This window comes from Nonomuraea sp. NPDC052265 (assembly GCF_044547985.1).
GTDB lineage: Bacteria > Actinomycetota > Actinomycetes > Streptosporangiales > Streptosporangiaceae > Nonomuraea.
Genome location: NZ_JBIUBJ010000001.1, coordinates 935,761 through 950,444, shown reverse-complemented (window position 1 = coordinate 950,444; position 14,684 = coordinate 935,761). Strand labels below are relative to the sequence as shown.

General features: G+C 72.2%; 12 protein-coding genes. 6 read left to right on the top strand and 6 right to left on the bottom strand.

The window, feature by feature from the left end; genetic code table 11:
* The first annotated feature begins 13 nt into the window (after window positions 1–13).
* Window positions 14–1,894, top strand: a complete 1,881-nt coding sequence (locus tag ACIHAD_RS04435; RefSeq protein ID WP_397352917.1) for a glycosyltransferase — start codon at window positions 14–16, stop codon at window positions 1,892–1,894.
* Between the two features lie 13 nt (window positions 1,895–1,907).
* Here ACIHAD_RS04435 and ACIHAD_RS04430 read toward each other — a convergent pair whose 3' ends face one another.
* Entirely contained in the window at window positions 1,908–3,032 is a 1,125-nt protein-coding gene (locus ACIHAD_RS04430) for a DegT/DnrJ/EryC1/StrS family aminotransferase (RefSeq protein WP_397352916.1), read from the bottom strand.
* The gene (pseB, locus tag ACIHAD_RS04425) at window positions 3,032–4,009 is read right to left on the bottom strand and encodes a UDP-N-acetylglucosamine 4,6-dehydratase (inverting) (protein ID WP_397352915.1); all 978 of its coding nucleotides are present in this window, start codon (window positions 4,007–4,009) and stop codon (window positions 3,032–3,034) included. The genes ACIHAD_RS04430 and pseB overlap by 1 nt, the downstream gene beginning before the upstream one ends.
* A gap of 104 nt (window positions 4,010–4,113) precedes the next feature.
* On the opposite strand from pseB, the gene ACIHAD_RS04420 reads away from it, so the two are divergent.
* Window positions 4,114–4,848, top strand: a complete 735-nt coding sequence (locus ACIHAD_RS04420) for a cytidylyltransferase domain-containing protein (RefSeq protein WP_397352914.1) — start codon at window positions 4,114–4,116, stop codon at window positions 4,846–4,848.
* Window positions 4,845–5,819 (top strand): PseG/SpsG family protein, encoded by a 975-nt coding sequence (locus ACIHAD_RS04415; protein ID WP_397352913.1) that lies wholly within the window; start codon window positions 4,845–4,847, stop codon window positions 5,817–5,819. Before ACIHAD_RS04420 ends, ACIHAD_RS04415 begins: the two co-directional genes overlap by 4 nt.
* Here the strand turns inward: ACIHAD_RS04415 and pseI are convergent.
* Entirely contained in the window at window positions 5,812–6,855 is a 1,044-nt protein-coding gene (gene pseI / locus ACIHAD_RS04410; protein WP_397352912.1) for a pseudaminic acid synthase, read from the bottom strand. The two genes, ACIHAD_RS04415 and pseI, sit on opposite strands and share 8 nt — an antisense overlap.
* Entirely contained in the window at window positions 6,852–7,418 is a 567-nt protein-coding gene (locus ACIHAD_RS04405; protein ID WP_397352911.1) for a GNAT family N-acetyltransferase, read from the bottom strand. The genes pseI and ACIHAD_RS04405 overlap by 4 nt, the downstream gene beginning before the upstream one ends.
* Before the next feature lie 154 nt (window positions 7,419–7,572).
* Between ACIHAD_RS04405 and ACIHAD_RS04400 the strand changes: the two genes are divergently transcribed.
* From ACIHAD_RS04400 to ACIHAD_RS04390, 3 genes are read left to right on the top strand one after another with little or no spacing between them, the layout of a single operon-like run.
* Window positions 7,573–9,030, top strand: a complete 1,458-nt coding sequence (locus ACIHAD_RS04400) for a glycosyltransferase family 2 protein (RefSeq protein ID WP_397352910.1) — start codon at window positions 7,573–7,575, stop codon at window positions 9,028–9,030.
* 48 nt (window positions 9,031–9,078) lie between these two features.
* Window positions 9,079–9,936 carry a CDP-alcohol phosphatidyltransferase family protein gene (locus ACIHAD_RS04395; protein ID WP_397352909.1) on the top strand — a complete coding sequence of 286 codons (858 nt, stop codon included), beginning with the start codon at window positions 9,079–9,081 and terminating at the stop codon, window positions 9,934–9,936.
* Between the two features lie 21 nt (window positions 9,937–9,957).
* A complete protein-coding gene (locus ACIHAD_RS04390; protein WP_397352908.1) occupies window positions 9,958–10,989 on the top strand; it encodes a sulfotransferase family protein in 1,032 nt (343 codons plus the stop codon).
* Here ACIHAD_RS04390 and ACIHAD_RS04385 read toward each other — a convergent pair.
* Window positions 10,986–12,047 carry a glycosyltransferase gene (locus ACIHAD_RS04385; protein ID WP_397352907.1) on the bottom strand — a complete coding sequence of 354 codons (1,062 nt, stop codon included), beginning with the start codon at window positions 12,045–12,047 and terminating at the stop codon, window positions 10,986–10,988. The two genes, ACIHAD_RS04390 and ACIHAD_RS04385, sit on opposite strands and share 4 nt — an antisense overlap.
* Window positions 12,044–14,677: a CDP-glycerol glycerophosphotransferase family protein gene (locus tag ACIHAD_RS04380; protein ID WP_397352906.1), complete on the bottom strand. Its 2,634-nt coding sequence runs from the start codon at window positions 14,675–14,677 to the stop codon at window positions 12,044–12,046. The genes ACIHAD_RS04385 and ACIHAD_RS04380 overlap by 4 nt, the downstream gene beginning before the upstream one ends.
* Between the last annotated feature and the right edge of the window lie 7 nt (window positions 14,678–14,684).

Genomic DNA, 14,684 nt, shown 5'->3' with positions numbered 1-14,684 from the left:
CTGAGGAGTGCATGTGCCGGTTCTTACGGTGATCGTCCCGTTCCACAACGTCGAGAAGTACATCGGTCCCTGCCTGGACTCCATCTCCGCGCAGACGATGTCCGACCTGGAGGTCATCTGCGTCGACGACGGCAGCCGCGACGACGGATGCGCCGAGGTCGAGTCCAGGCAGGCGGCCGATCCCCGGATCCGTCTCGTCAGGCAGCCCAACCAGGGCGTCGGACGGGCCCGCAACGTCGGCCTGACCCAGGCCACCGGCCGCTACCTGGCCTTCGTGGACGGGGACGACACCGTGCCGCGCGAGGCGTTCAAACGGCTGGTGTCCTCGCTGGAGTCCACGGGCTCCGACCTGGCCTGCGGGAACGTCATGCGGCTCTACCGCAACCTGCTCATCCCCTCCTGGGCCCATCGGGAGGCGTTCGCGACGCCGATGAGGCGTACCCACATCACCCGCCACCCGTTGCTGATCCGCGACCGCATGTTGTGGAACAAGGTCTACCGCCGGTCCTTCTGGGACCGGCTGGGCCTGAGCTTCCCCGAGCGCATGTACGAGGACCAGCCCGTCGCCATGGCCGCCCACGTGGGCGCCCGCTCGGTGGACGTGCTGTCCAAGGTCGTCTACCACTGGCGGCAGCGCGACGAGCCCGGCTCCTCGATCACCCAGCGCCGCCTGGAGGCGGGCAACCTGCGCGACCGGCTCCTGTCGGTGTTGCAGACCGCCGACCTGCTGGCCCGCGACGCGCCGAAGCTCAAGCCCGACTTCGACCGCGACACGCTCGACATCGACATGACGGTGGCGGTCGAGGCGGCCGCCACGACGGGCGTCCGGCCCGAGCTGCTCGACCTGATGGTCCGCTACCTCGACAGCGTGTCCCGCGAGTGCTGGCTGAGCGTCCCGTTCGAGCACCGGATCCAGGTGCACCTGCTGCACCGGCGACGGCTGGAGGAGCTGGCCGCGGTGTTCGAGCAGGCCCGCGAGGGCCGGCTGCAACCCCGCCTCCGACCAGCGGGCCTGCTGCGCAGGCGCTGGTACGGCCGCCACCCGGCGATCCCCGCGCGCCTGTCGGAGGTCTCCGAGGGGCTGACCCTGACCGCCCGCCTGGTGTCGCTGGAGTGGCGCGACGGCGTGCTGACCGGCGCGGGCCGGGCCGCGCTGGGCCGCTTCGACGCCGGGGCGCTGCGCCGGGTGCGGGTGCGCGCCTGGCTGGCCGAGCGCGCGTCCGGCGAGGTCATCCACCTGTCGGACGAGGAGAGCGCGCCCACCTGGGAGACCGTCGAGCTGGAGGAGGGCGTCATGGTGCCCGAGCACGGCTTCCCGTTCGCCTTCGCCGTCGACCCCGCCGTGTTCACGCCCGCCCAGCTCGCCCGGCGTGGCCACTGGGAGCTGCGCGTGATGCTCAAGGGCCCCGGGCTGAAGCTCGACGCCAAGGTGGCCGGGCGGCGCTGGCTGCCACCGCCGGTGCCCGCGCCGCGCCGCAGGTCGGGCGTGTGGCTGGTGCCGGCGCGCAGCTCCAAGGGCGCCTGGGGGCTGCGGCTGCGGCACGCCCAGGCGCTCATCGGCGAGTGCCGCGTCGACGACGGCGACCTGGTGTTCTCGGGCCGGATCAACGACCTCGGCGACGGCGAGCCCGTGGTGCGGCTGCGGCGCAAGAGCGACGGCGAGGAGATGTACTTCCCGGTCGCGCTGGCCGGCCAGGACTTCTCCGCGCGGGTGCCGCTGGCCGGCATCGACGAGAGCGTCGGCCGCGAGTCGTGGTGGGAGGTGGTCATCGACCAGGGCCGGCCCATCCGCCCGCTCGTACGGCGGGCCGAGCGCCAGGTCGCCACCGTGGACGACCGGCGGTTCCTCATCGACCGCAGCGAGGACGGCTGCCTGCTGCTGGCCGAACGCTGACCGGCCGGCCTTCTCAGGCGAGGATCGCGGCGAGGGTCTCGACGACGAGGTCCTGCTCGCCGTCGGTCAGGTCGGCGAACAGCGGCAGCGACAGCTCCTCGGCGTAGTACGCCTCCGCGCGCGGGCACAGCCCACGCCGGTAGCCGAGGTCCTCGAACACCGGGTGCCAGTACGCCGGGATGTAGTTGACCTGCACGCCGATGCCCGCGGCCCGCATGCGTTCGTAGACCTCGCGCCGGCGGCCGTCGCGCACCCTGACCGGGTAGAGGTGCCAGCTCGGCGTGACGTAGGCCCGCTGGGCGGGCAGCGTGAGGCCGGGCACGTCGCGCAGCAGCGTGTTGTACCGGGCGACCAGCTCGGCGCGGCGGGCGCGGAACCGTTCGAGGCGCCGCAGCTGGCTGACGCCCAGCGCGCAGAGCACGTCGGGCAGCCGGTAGTTGAGCCCGAACTCGTGCACCTCCTGGTGCCAGCCGCCGTGGTCGGGGTCGCGCTGCTCGGCCGGGTCGCGGACCAGGCCGTGGTTGCGGAAGCGGGCGGCCCGCTCGAACCGGCCGGGATCGGCCACGGCCACCGCGCCGCCCTCGGCGGTCGTCACGGTCTTGGTCGGGAAGAACGAGAACGTCGTCAGGTCGGCCACCGACCCCACCGGCCGGTCCTTGTACGACGCCCCGATCGAGTGCGCCGCGTCGGCCACCAGCACCGCGCCCGCCCGCTCGGCGAGCGTGCGCAGCTCGTCGTAGTCGGCGGGATGGCCCGCGTAGTCGACGCCCGTGATCGCCCGCGTCCGGTGTGTGACCAGCGCGGTGACCGAGTCGGGGTCGATGTTGCCGGTGTCGGGCTGGACGTCGGCGAAGGCCACCCGCGCGCCGCGCAGGACGGCCGTGGCCGCCGTGGCGACGAACGTGAGCGGCGAGGTGATCACCTCGTCACCCTGGCCGACGCCCGCCGCCGCGTACGCGACGTGCAGCGCGGCCGTGCCGGACGTGACCGACACGCAGGGAACGCCGCCGGTCCACCGGGCCAGCTCGCTCTCGAACAGCCTGACCGCGGGGCCCGTGGTCAGCCAGTCGCCGCGCAGCACCTCAGCCACCGCCTCGATGTCGGACTCGATGATGGACTGCCGTCCGTAGGGCAGCATCAGCCGGCCACCATGTCGCGCAGGTCACGCACGGACAGCCACCGGTCGTTGGTGTCGGAGCGGTAGGAGAACCCCTCGGGCAGCAGCTCGCCGGTCTGCGGCGCCTGGTAGCCCCAGGTCGCGATCGTGGGCTGGACGACGTAGCGGTCGGAAAGGCGCAGGGTCCGGCGGCCGTCGTCGGGGCCGATCATCTCCTCGTGCAGCTTCTCGCCCGGCCTGATGCCGATCTCGTAGACCGGGTTGTCAGGGGCCAGCGCCTCGGCCAGGTCGGTGATGCGCATGCTGGGGATGCGCGGGACGTAGAGCTCGCCGCCCTGCATGAGGTCGAAGGAGTCGACCACGAACCGCACGGCCTGGTCGAGGGTGATCCAGAACCGGGTCATGCGCTTGTCGGTGATCGGCAGGCTGCCGCCCTGCTCGGCCAGGCGCAGGAAGAACGGCACCACCGAGCCCCTGCTGCCGACGACGTTGCCGTAGCGGACGACGGCGAAGCGGGTCTTGTGGGCGGCGGCGTAGTGGTTGGCCGAGACGAACAGCTTGTCGGCGACCAGCTTGGTGGCGCCGTAGAGGTTGATCGGGCTGGAGGCCTTGTCGGTGGACAGCGCGACGACCTTGCGCACGCCGCAGTCGATGGCCGCCTCGACCACGTTCTGGGACCCGGCGACGTTGGTGCGGACGTATTCGAACGGGTTGTACTCGGCGGTGTCGACCTGCTTGAGCGCGGCGGCGTGGACGACGTGGTCGACGCCGTGCATGGCGCGGGTGAGCCGGTCGCGGTCGCGTACGTCGCCGATGAACCAGCGCAGGCGTTCGTCGTCGCGGAAGAGCTGTTTGAGCTCGTACTGCTTGAGCTCGTCGCGGGAGAAGACCACCAGGCGGCGCACCCCGAGCGAGTCGAGCGCGTGGCGGATGAACGCCTTGCCGAAGGACCCCGTTCCTCCGGTGATCAGAATGGACGATCCACTGAGAATGCTCACGCGGCCCCCTGAAATCGCGCTGACGAACCGTAGTCGTTCGAGCTGGCCGGTAGCATAGCGCGACCGGTCAACCACGTATGGTCACACGGGGGAATGTGGTTTTGATGCGTATTGTCGGAATCATCCAGGCTCGGATGGGCTCCACCCGGCTGCCCGGGAAGGTGCTGCGCGACCTCGGCGGACGTTCGGTCCTGGGGTGGGTCGTGCGCGCCGCGCGCGAGTCTGGGGCGCTCGACGACCTCGTGGTGGCCACGACGACGCAGGCCGCCGACGACGCGGTGGCGGCCGAGTGCGACCGGCTCGGCGTGGCCTGCCACCGGGGGCCCGTCGACGACGTGCTCACCCGGTTCATGGAGGCGCTGGCCGGGCGGGGGGCCGAGGCGGTGATGCGCTTCACGGCCGACTGCCCGCTGCTCGACCCCGCCGTGATCAGGGAGGCGGCGCTGGTCTTCCGCGCGGTCCCGGGCCTCGACTACGTCAGCACGAGCCTGGGCGGGTCGCTGCCCCGCGGGCTCGACGTCGAGATCGTCGGCAGGGCGGCCCTGGAGCGCGCCGACGCCGAGGCCACCGGTTTCCACCGCACCCACGTCACCTCCTACGTCTACGCGCACCCGGGCGAGTCGCGGCTGCTCGGCCTGACCCCCCAGCCGATGGCCGCGGCCGACGACCTGCGGGTCACGCTCGACACCGACGACGACTGGCGGCTCGTCGCCCGCGTGGTCGAGGAGCTGGGCGACGCCTGCGTGCCCGTCCGCACGCTGGTGAGCTGGTTGCGGGCCCGGCCGGAGGTCTGCGAGCTCAACGCCCACGTGCGCCAGAAGGAGTTGCAGGACGCATGAGCGGTCGGGTGGGCGTGCGCTGCGACGCCGCGGCGGGGAGCGGGGCCGGACATCTGGTGCGCTGCGTGGCGCTGGCCGAGGAGCTGAGCGCGAGGGGCGTCGAGGTGGTCTTCCTCGGCACGGTCTCCGGCTCGGAATGGGCCATGGACCAGCTCAGGAGCCGCGGTCTGCCGCTGGTGGCCGCCCCCCGGCGGCCCGACCGGCTGGTCGCGCTGGCCTGCGAGCTGCGGCTCGACGCCGTGGTGCTGGACTCGTACGAGCTGCCGGAGGGCACCGGCGGGGCGCTCAGGGCGGTGGGCTTCCCGGTGCTGGCGATCGTCGACGGCGACCCGCTGGGCCAGGAGGCCGACCTCTACCTCGACCAGAACCTCGGCGCCGAGGACCGGCCCTTCCCACTGCCCCGCGACTCCTGGCGGCTGGCGGGCACCCGGTACGCGCTGCTGCGCGACAGCGTCCGGGGGCGGCGCAGGACGCGGCAGCCGGGGCCGGTGCCGCGGGTGCTCTGCTTCTTCGGCGGCACCGACAGCGCGGGCGTCGCCCCCGCCTGGGCCGAGGCGCTGGCGTGCACGGGCGTGCCGTTCCAGGCCACGCTGGTCAGCCCCGAGCCGTTCGAGGCGGGGGAGGGCATCACCGTCATCCCGCCCACCGACCGCCTGCCCGAGCTGATGGCCGCCGCCGACCTCGTGGTCACCGCCGCGGGGTCGGCCATCTGGGAGCTGCTCCACCTCGGCGTGCCCACGGCGCTGAGCTGGGTGGCCGACAACCAGCTCATCGGCTACCGGGCGCTGGTGGGCCGGGGGGTGGCCGCCGGGCTGGGCCGGGCGGCCGACGCCGAGGCCGTCGGCGTGCTCGCCCGCCTGCTCGCCGACCCCGCGCTGCGCGAGGAGCACGGCAGGCGGGGCGGCGGGCTGGTCGACGGCAAGGGCAGGGAACGCGTCGCCGACGCCTTCCTCGACCTGTGGATCAGATGAGGTCCCAGGTCAACGGCGTGCCGAGGGCCGCGTCGCGGGTGAACCGGCGGCCCATCACCTCGTCGGCGGCATCGGGGTGCAGGCCGCCGGCGGGGCGGATCGACCGCACGTTCTCCCCGGTCACCGCCTCGCCCGCGCGTACGTCGCGGACCACGTAGAGCGACCGGCGGAAGCGCAGCCCCTCGCGCTCGGACTCGCGCGGCCCGAGCACCGGGCGGCCCAGCGACTGCCAGGCCCGCTCGCTCTCCTCCACCAGCGCCGCCAGCTCGGGGGGCTCCAGCGAGAAGGCGGCGTCCACGCCGCCGTCGGCCCGCGACAGCGTCACGTGCTTCTCGATCAGGCACGCGCCCAGCGCGACCGCCGCCAGCGCCGCCCCGATGCCCGGCGTGTGGTCGGAGACGCCGACCTCGGCGCCGGTGAGCGCGGCCAGCAGGGGCAACGAGCGCAGGTTGCTCTCGGCCGGGGAGGCGGGGTAGGAGGCGGTGCAGGACAGCACGGCGAGCTGCGTGCAGCCCGCCTGGCGGGCCGCCGTCACCGCGGCCTCGATCTCGCCGGCCGTGGCCATGCCGGTGGAGATGATCAGCGGCTTGCCGGTGGAGGCGGCCAGCCTGATCAGCGGCAGGTCCACGATCTCCGAGGACGCGATCTTGTACGCCGGCGCGTCGAGCTTCTCCAGCAGCTCCACCGCGGTGGGGTCGAAGGGCGCGGAGAAGGCCAGGAGGCCGTGCTCGCGGGCCCGTTCGAAGATCGGCTCGTGCCACTCCCAGGGGGTGTGGGCGCGTTCGAACAGCCGGTAGAGGTTCTCGCCGCCCCACAGCTCGTGCCCGTCGCCCACGCGGAAGGCGGGGCCGTCGGCGTCGACCGTGATCGTGTCGGGCCGGTAGGTCTGCAGCTTCAGCGCGTGCGCTCCGCCGGACGCCGCCGCGTCGACGATGGCGAGGGCCCGCTCCAGGCTCCCGTTGTGGTTGCCGGACATCTCGGCGATCACGAACGGCGGCCGGTCGGCCCCGATCGTCCGCCCTCCGATGGACATCATCCCTGCTCCTCCTCGTTCAGCTCGACGGCGACGTTCGGCTGGACGGCGATGTTCGGTTCGACGGCGTTGTTCGGTTGGACGGCGTTGTTCAGCTCGACGGCGACGACCTCGCGCGGCACCCCGTCGACCGGTCTCAGGTAGGTCGCGACCTCGGCGAACCCGAAGCGCCTGTGCAGCCGCCGCACCGGCTCGTTGTCGGCCAGCACCTCGCCGCGCAGGGTCGTCAGCCCCAGCGGGCCGAACGCGTGGTCGATGGCGGCCCGCTCCAGGCCCGCCCACGCCCTCAGCACCGCCCCGGACCGTTCGAGGCCGTCGAGGTCGAGGTAGAAGCCCCAGGAGGCGCTGTCGCCGCCGAGCCCCGAGTACGTCACCACCCCGGCGCGTGCCCCGTCGTGGTCGTAGATCAGCACCTGCCTGGCCGCGTCCGCGCGGACGGCGGCCCACCAGCGGGCGTGCTCGTCCTCGGAGATCTCGTGGCCGGTGAAGCTGGCGGCGCGCACGCGCGGATGGTTGCGCCAGTGGCGCATGACGGGCAGATCATCGTCCCGGACGCGTCTCAGCACCGCTCCCCCTACCATTCGTGCTCGACTCATTGCACAACGTAGCGGATTCCGTGTCAGGTAAAGAGCTCATCAGGGACGGGCATCGGGCGCGGAACCGGCGAGGCGGTCGCGGCATGCTGCCCTCTACCGCCTTCCACGAGAGCCAAGGAGCGTCATGATCCCCCTGCTCAGTGTCATCGTCCCGGTCCACAATGTGGAGCCGTACCTGGCGGAGTGCCTGAAATCGCTGGCCGCGCAGACCATGGAGGACTTCGAGGTCATCATGGTCGACGACGGCTCGATCGACGGGAGCCGGCGGCTGGCCGACGACTTCGTGGCCCGCGACTCCCGCTTCACAATCGTCGAGCAGCAGAACATGGGGCCGGGGCCGGCGCGCAACGAGGGGATCAGGCGGGCCAGGGGCACCTATCTCGCCTTCGCCGACAGCGACGACGTCGTGCCGCCGCACGCGTACGAGGTGCTGATCGCCAAGCTCGGCGAGACCGGCTCCGACCTGGCGTGCGGCGCGGTCAGGCGCATGGTGGACGGCGTGCTGGAGGAGTCGATCCTGCACGAGCGGGTCTTCCGGCGGCCCGTGTTGTGCACCCACATCACCGACAAGAAGGTCCTGGTCAGGGACCGTACGGTGTGGAACAAGGTCTACCGCGCCGACTTCTGGCGACGGCACGGCCTGCGCTTCCCCGCCGGCATCTACGAGGACGTGCCGGTCGCCATGCAGGCCCACGTCCTGGCCACCAGCGTTGACATGGTGGACGACGTCGTCTACCACTGGCGCCGGCGCGACGAGGGGGAGACCTCGATCACGCAACGCCGCTCACAGCTGCCCAACCTGCACGAGCGCCTGAGCGCCATCCGCGCGGTGCGCGCCTTCCTGGAGGACGGCGCGCCGGAGCTGCTGCCCGAGTTCGACGCGCTGGTGCTGGAGAAGGACATCGTCTTCCTGTTCCAGGCGCTGGAGTCGGCGCGGGAGGAGGGCCATGACCTGGTGCCGCTGCTCGGGCTGGCCGACGCCTGGCTGGACGAGCTGAGCCCCCGGGCCCTGGCCACCGCGCCCTCGCTGCGCCGCCTGGAGCTGCACCTGACCAGACGCGGCATGATCGACCAGCTCCGCGCGGTGCGCGACTTCCGCCGCAGCCGCGTGGACGGCACGCGGGTGCGCCCGCGCGGCTTCCGCACCGTCAACTGGTACGGCGACTACCCCTACTTCCGGCAACGGCGGCGGCTCGGCATCCCCGACGACGTCTACGACGCCCGCGACGAGCTCAAGCTGATCGCCCGGGTGGACGACTGCTCCTGGACGGGCACCGAGTACCGGGTACGCGGCGAGGTGTCCGTCCACCGGGTCGATCGCAAGGTCGGCAAGGTGAGCATGTGGCTGAGCGACGGCCGCCGCCGGATCCCCCTGGAGGTCGGGCGGACCGGCCGGTACGGCGTGACCGCCGGCATCGACCCCAGGGCGCTGGAGGGCGGCGGGCCGAGCTGGCGGCTGCTGGTCAAGGCCGAGACCCGTGGCCTCGTGCTCAAGGGCTGGTTCCGCGACGCGGACGCGCACGGTGCGTGGCGGTTTTCCCTGCAAGCTTGGTCAAGAAGCGGCATGGACATCCCCCAGTAGTTCCAGACAGTAATCGTCAGACGGCGGTCCGTAGCCATGCTGGGATCCATGAGGACCTATTCGCTGGATGACGTCTACGAGACACGCAAGCGGAGAGACTCCTGGTGGACCGTGTATTTCGTGGACCCGGTCGCCTGCCGGGTCGCCCTTCCCGTCGCCAACCGCACCCGGATCACGCCCAACGGGCTCACGGTGTTCTCGCTGGTCCTCGGCATGGTGTCGGCGGCCTGCTTCGCGCTGGACCAGCTCGTCGCCGGCGCCCTGATGTTCTATCTGAGCTTCACGATCGACTGCGTGGACGGCAAGATAGCCCGGCTCAAGGGCACGGGGACGCCCTTCGGGCTCTGGCTGGACTACGTGGGGGACCGGGTCAGGGTCGTCCTGTGCGCCGGGGGGCTGGCGTACGGGCAGTACGTCCTGACGGCGGATGTCCGGTACGTGGTGCTCGGCGCGGCGGTGGCCGTGCTCGACCTGTTCAGGTACGTCAACGCGCCGCAGATGAAGCGGGTGCGCGAGGCCGTCAGGGAGGAGCGGGGCGAGCCGGAGCCGCCCGGCGAGGACACCGTCCCTCTGGATCGGGCGCCCGCGGACCTCGACCTGCGCATGCTCATGGAACGCGCCCCGCGCCCCGGCGGCCGCAGGCGGCGGCTGCCCGCCTTCTTCAGGCGCCTCAACAGGTTCCTGGCCAGGCACCGGGTGCGTTCGCACCTGATCAGCGGCATCGAGTTCCATGCGGCGGTCTTCGTGATCGCGCCGCTCGCCGGGGTGTGGGCGCTGATCCCGCTCGCGGCGGCCGCCGGGGTCATGCTCCTGGCCAACGAGATCTTCCTTGTCTACCGGATGTGGCTCTTCACGCGCAGGCACAGCGTGCCCTCCCAGGAGAGCCGAGAGCACGTTCTCGTCTAAGTTTTCGGGGGTTAGTACGAAATGTCCGACCGGCCAGTCTTCGTCATTGGATGCCCGCGGTCCGGCACCACGATGCTCCAGCTCATGCTCCACTCGCACCCGCGCATGGCGGTGCCGCCGGAGACGCGCTTCCTCGTTCCCGCTTATTACCGGCGCCGCACATGGGGCGACCTGCGGGTCCCTCAGCGGCGCAAGGCACTGGCGCAGTGGATCGCCACCGACCGCAGCACGAAGTTCCGCGAGCTCAAGATCGACAAGGACGAGTTCATCCGGCAGGCCGTGGAGGGGCCGGGCTCGCTCGGCTCGGTCATCGGCACGGCCTTCCGCATGTACGCCGACCGCTTCGACAAGGCCCGCTGGGGCGACAAGAGGCCCAGCTACGTCAAGCAGACCGACCTGCTGCTGCGCCTCTTCCCCGACGCCCAGTTCATCCACCTGATCAGGGACGGCCGCGACTGCGTGGCCTCGCTGAAGGAGATGCCCTGGTACACGCTGGACTCCTTCCACGCGATCTCCACCTGGGCCGAGGCCATCGACGCCGGCGAGCGGCTGCGGCGCACGCTGCCCGACGACACCTACTATGAGCTGCGCTACGAAGACCTCACCGACGACCCGATGACCGAGATGAAGAAGCTCTGCCACTTCCTGGAGGAGGACTTCGCGCCGTCGATGATCTCCCCCCGCGAGGCGGCCGTCCAGGCGGTCCCGCAGCACAAGGTCTGGCACAGCAACACCCACCGCGAGGTCACCCGCAGCCGCGTCGGGAGCTGGGCCAACCGCCTGGACGACTGGGAGATCGCGCTGTGCGAGCACATGCTCGGCGAGCGCCTTCAGGCCAACGGCTACGAGCTGACCGACGTGCCCAGGCCGGCCAAGGAACACGTGACGGCCTGCCAGAAGACCATGCAGAAGCGCAAGGCCAGCCGGTCGCGCAAGGCCATGCGCGACCGCTTCAACCGGCTGCGCGAGCCCAGCCCGGTCGGCGCGCTGCTCACCTCCACGCAGCAGACGCTGGCCGGCATCCCGCAGCAGCGTCCCGAGGTGACCGTCTAGCGCTCGATGTGCGCGAACAGGGACTCCCAGCGGTCCAGCACGTGGTCGAGGCGGAACGCCTCGGCCCGTGTCCGGGCGGCGGCCCCCAGCCGCCGCCGCTCCCGCGCCGACCCCATCAGCGCGGCCAGCTCGGCGGCGAACGCGTCCACGTCCCCCGGCGGCACCCGTACCGGGCCCGCCGAGCGCACGCCGCCCGACACGTCGAACGCGACCGACGGCACCCCGTGGGCGCACGCCTCCAGCAGCACGACCGGCAGACCCTCGTGCTCGCTGGTCAGCGCCACCAGCGAGGCGTTCAGGTACTCCTCGCCCATCCGATGAGCGGGCACCAGACCGCGGAGGACCACCCGGTCCGCGACGCCCTCCCGGGCCGCGTGCGCCCGCAGCCGCTCGCGTTCGGCGCCGTCGCCGATCAGGTGCAGCTCCCAGGACGGCGGCGGCTCTGCGCGGGCGAAGGCGCTGATCAGCCGGTCGAACCGCTTGACGCCCTCCAGCCGGCCCACGCCCAGCACCCGCGGCACGTCGAGCGCCGACGTCTCCGCAGGCCAGGCGCCCAGCGGGTTGGGCAGCGTCCAGGCGTTGGGCAGCAGGGCGTGCTCGGAGAAGGACCAGGCGTCGTCCTCGCTGAGGAAGAGCGCCTGGTCGAGGTCGGGATAGTGCTTCTTGATCGAGGCCAGGTGCCAGCAGCCGCGGGCGTGGTCGTACGAGCCGTGGTACTGCCCGATCGAGCGGAACCCGGCGGGCAGCAGCCCCGCCAGCCTGGCCACCACCGACGGCGAGGTCATCACCGCGTACCCGGGGCGGACGTCGCGCAGCAGCTCCCTGACCCTGCGGTCGGCCAGGCGCCGGGCCAGCGGGCCCTGCGCGCCGAGCGGGCCGCCCACCACGTGCTGCCGGTAACGCGGCCGGTCCACGTAGCGGAAGGGCGTGGCGGCGCGGTGCAGGCCGACGACGTGCACCTCGTGGCCGCGTTCCGCCAGGCCCTGGGCCAGGGTGTGGGTGACCTGCTGGACGCCGCCGAGCGTGTCGGCGTCCAGGCAGGCGAAGACGACGGTCATCGCGTACGCCCCTCGAAGAAGTCGTCCACGATGCGGGCGGAGGCGTCCCCGTGCTCGTCGGCGCACCACAGGTCGCGGAAGGCGGCGTACTTGGCGGCGAAGGCGGCGTGCACCTCGGGCAGGTCGCGCAGCACGTCCACCAGCTCGGCCGTGGTGGTCACGCACGGGCCCGGGGCGATGGCGGGCAGGTCGTGGTAGACGCCGCGCTCGCAGAGCCGGTAGTCGTCCCAGTCGTCGATGAGGAACACCATCGGCCTGCCGGTCAGCGCGTAGTCGCACATCACGGAGGAGTAGTCGGTCAGCAGCGCGTCCGAGGCCAGCATCAGGTCGTTGATCTCCGGATAGGACGAGGCCGGCCGGACGAAGTGCCTGAGCCGCTCGGGCGGTTCGTACTTCTCGACCGGATGTGTACGCAGGACCACCACCCACTCGCCGGCCAGCTCCTTCGCCATGAGGTCCAGGTCGGCGCGTACCGAGCGGCCGCTCATCTTGTCCCGGTCGCGGTAGGTGGGCGCGTAGAGCAGGACCTTGCGCCCCGGCGGGATCTCCAGCCGGGCCCGTACGTCGCCGGCCGCCTCCGCCCGCACCAGCGCGTCGCAGCGCGGCGTGCCGCACCGGTAGACCTTGCCGTCGTAGCCGTTGGAGGGCAGGAACACCCGTGAGAACTCCGCGCTCGGCGAGACCAGCGCGTCCCACCGGGCGACGGCGGCCCGCCACTGCTCGCGCGGCCTGTCGAAGTCGCCGCGCAGGTCGGGCGCGTCGAAGCCGATCGACTTGATGCCCTGCCCGTGCCAGGTCTGCAGGTAGCGGGTGCCGGGCGGCTTCGGGTAGTCCAGCGGGAAGCCGTGGCTGTCCACCCAGATCCCGGCGCGGGCCATCGTCCACAGGTAGCGCCAGCTTCCCCGGCGGACCAGCCGGGCGTCGGCGGGGAAGTTCCCGCGGCCCTTGGCGACCGACCACACCGCCTCGATCGGCAGGCCGCGCCGCCGCACCTCCTCGTAGATGGCCCGGGGGCTGCCGTTGTAGCCCTTGCCGACGTCCGACTCGAACAGGGCGAGGTCGTCGCGCCGCGGCACCACCCTGATCAGCAGCTTGTAGGCGCGCAGCTTGACGCGCGGCGTGTTGAGCTTCCTCAGCAGCAACCGGCGGGCCCGCCGCAGCGCCGAGCGGGCGCGCGAGTGCGTGCGCACGCACAGGTAGGCGGCGTAGCCCTCGGTCTTCACCGTGCAGCCGGGCAGCTCGATCGGCTCCAGGTTGGGGTCGACGATCAGCCGGTCGGTGGTGACGTGGCCGTCGGAGCGGCGTCGGAAGCCGATGCGCGGGTCGCTCCTGCCGCAGGGGGCGAAGACGACCTCGCTGACGTACCCGCCGTCGCCCGAGGGGACCGGCCGGATCGGCACGCGTTCCCTGCCCGCGTCCAGGAACGCCTCCCACTCGGCTGGCAGCACGCCGAACGGGTCGTAGGTGCGCACGATCATCCGCACCCGCTCGCCGTTCGTGGCCAGGCCGGTCACCTCGTGCCGCAGCCGGGAGTCGGTGTAGGGCAGCTCGGCCAGGCGCAGCGCGGTGATGTCCAGCCAGGGCGCGGCCGTCGTCCCCCAGTACGTGTGCCCGTCCACCTGCACGGCCGCCCGCGGCGCGGCCCGGGGGCCGGTCAGCGAGCCGGCCGCCACGCGCAGGTCGTCGATCCTGTCGTCCAGGATGAGCCGGCAGCAGACCCGGTCCATCGGCTCGATGCGGTCGAACACCTCGCCGGGGATCTCCTCCAGGTACGGCCGCACGACCGAGGCGAACTCCTTCACCCACACCAGGTCGCGCGCGGGCAGCGGGTTGAGGTAGACCCGCAGGTCCTGCCGCAGGAACCGGTACTGCCGGTGCGGGACCAGGTCCTCGGCGCCGTAGCCGCGCAGGATGTCGTCGCTCAGCCGGGCCGCGGTCACCCGCTGCCGCACGTTGTCCATCTCGTCGATGCTGAGCGAGATCGACTCGTTCGAGCGCGCCCGGTGCCAGTGGTAGACCACCCACGGGACGATCGCGAACCGGTGGGCCACGGCGTACAGCTCGGTGGCGAAGACGTGGTCCTCGTAGTGGATGTCCTCGGGGAAGCGCAGCACGTTGTCGCGCAGCCAGGCGATGTCGTAGAGCTTGTTGGTGCTGAAGGAGTCGAGGAACAGCTCGGGCTCCGCGCGGATGCCCTCGACCACCCGCCGCCGGGCGAACAACGACGGATAGTACGGGCGCAGCCGCCCGTCCCGCTCGAACAGCCGGGAGATCTGCCCCGACACGAAGTCGGACCCGGTGCGCTCGATCTCGGTGAGCAGGCTCTTGCACGCGTGCCGGGGCAGCTCGTCGTCGCTGTCGAGGAACATGGCGTACGGCGCCCTGGCGGCGTCGATCCCGTCGTTGCGGGGTGCCCCGCAGCCGCCGCTGTTGCTCTCCCTGCGCAGGTAGCGCACCCGCGGGTCCTCGGCCATGAGCCGCGCGGCGACCTCGGGCGTGCCGTCGGTGCTGGCGTCGTCGGAGATGATCACTTCGAGGTCGCGCAACGACTGACGCAGCACGGACCGCACGGCCCTGGGCAGGCGGGCCGCGTCGTTGTACGAGATCACGACCACGCTGCAGTCCGGCATCCCGACG

Excerpts from the sequence above, each read along its gene's own strand:
- ACIHAD_RS04430 (WP_397352916.1), bottom strand. The coding sequence starts at position 3,032 with ATGCTGCCCTACGGACGGCAGTCCATCATCGAGTCCGACATCGAGGCG.
- ACIHAD_RS04420 (WP_397352914.1), top strand. The coding sequence starts at position 4,114 with ATGCGTATTGTCGGAATCATCCAGGCTCGGATGGGCTCCACCCGGCTG.
- ACIHAD_RS04415 (WP_397352913.1), top strand. The coding sequence starts at position 4,845 with ATGAGCGGTCGGGTGGGCGTGCGCTGCGACGCCGCGGCGGGGAGCGGG.
- pseI (WP_397352912.1), bottom strand. The coding sequence starts at position 6,855 with ATGATGTCCATCGGAGGGCGGACGATCGGGGCCGACCGGCCGCCGTTC.
- ACIHAD_RS04400 (WP_397352910.1), top strand. The coding sequence starts at position 7,573 with ATGATCCCCCTGCTCAGTGTCATCGTCCCGGTCCACAATGTGGAGCCG.
- ACIHAD_RS04395 (WP_397352909.1), top strand. The coding sequence starts at position 9,079 with ATGAGGACCTATTCGCTGGATGACGTCTACGAGACACGCAAGCGGAGA.
- ACIHAD_RS04390 (WP_397352908.1), top strand. The coding sequence starts at position 9,958 with ATGTCCGACCGGCCAGTCTTCGTCATTGGATGCCCGCGGTCCGGCACC.
- ACIHAD_RS04385 (WP_397352907.1), bottom strand. The coding sequence starts at position 12,047 with ATGACCGTCGTCTTCGCCTGCCTGGACGCCGACACGCTCGGCGGCGTC.
- ACIHAD_RS04380 (WP_397352906.1), bottom strand. The coding sequence starts at position 14,677 with ATGCCGGACTGCAGCGTGGTCGTGATCTCGTACAACGACGCGGCCCGC.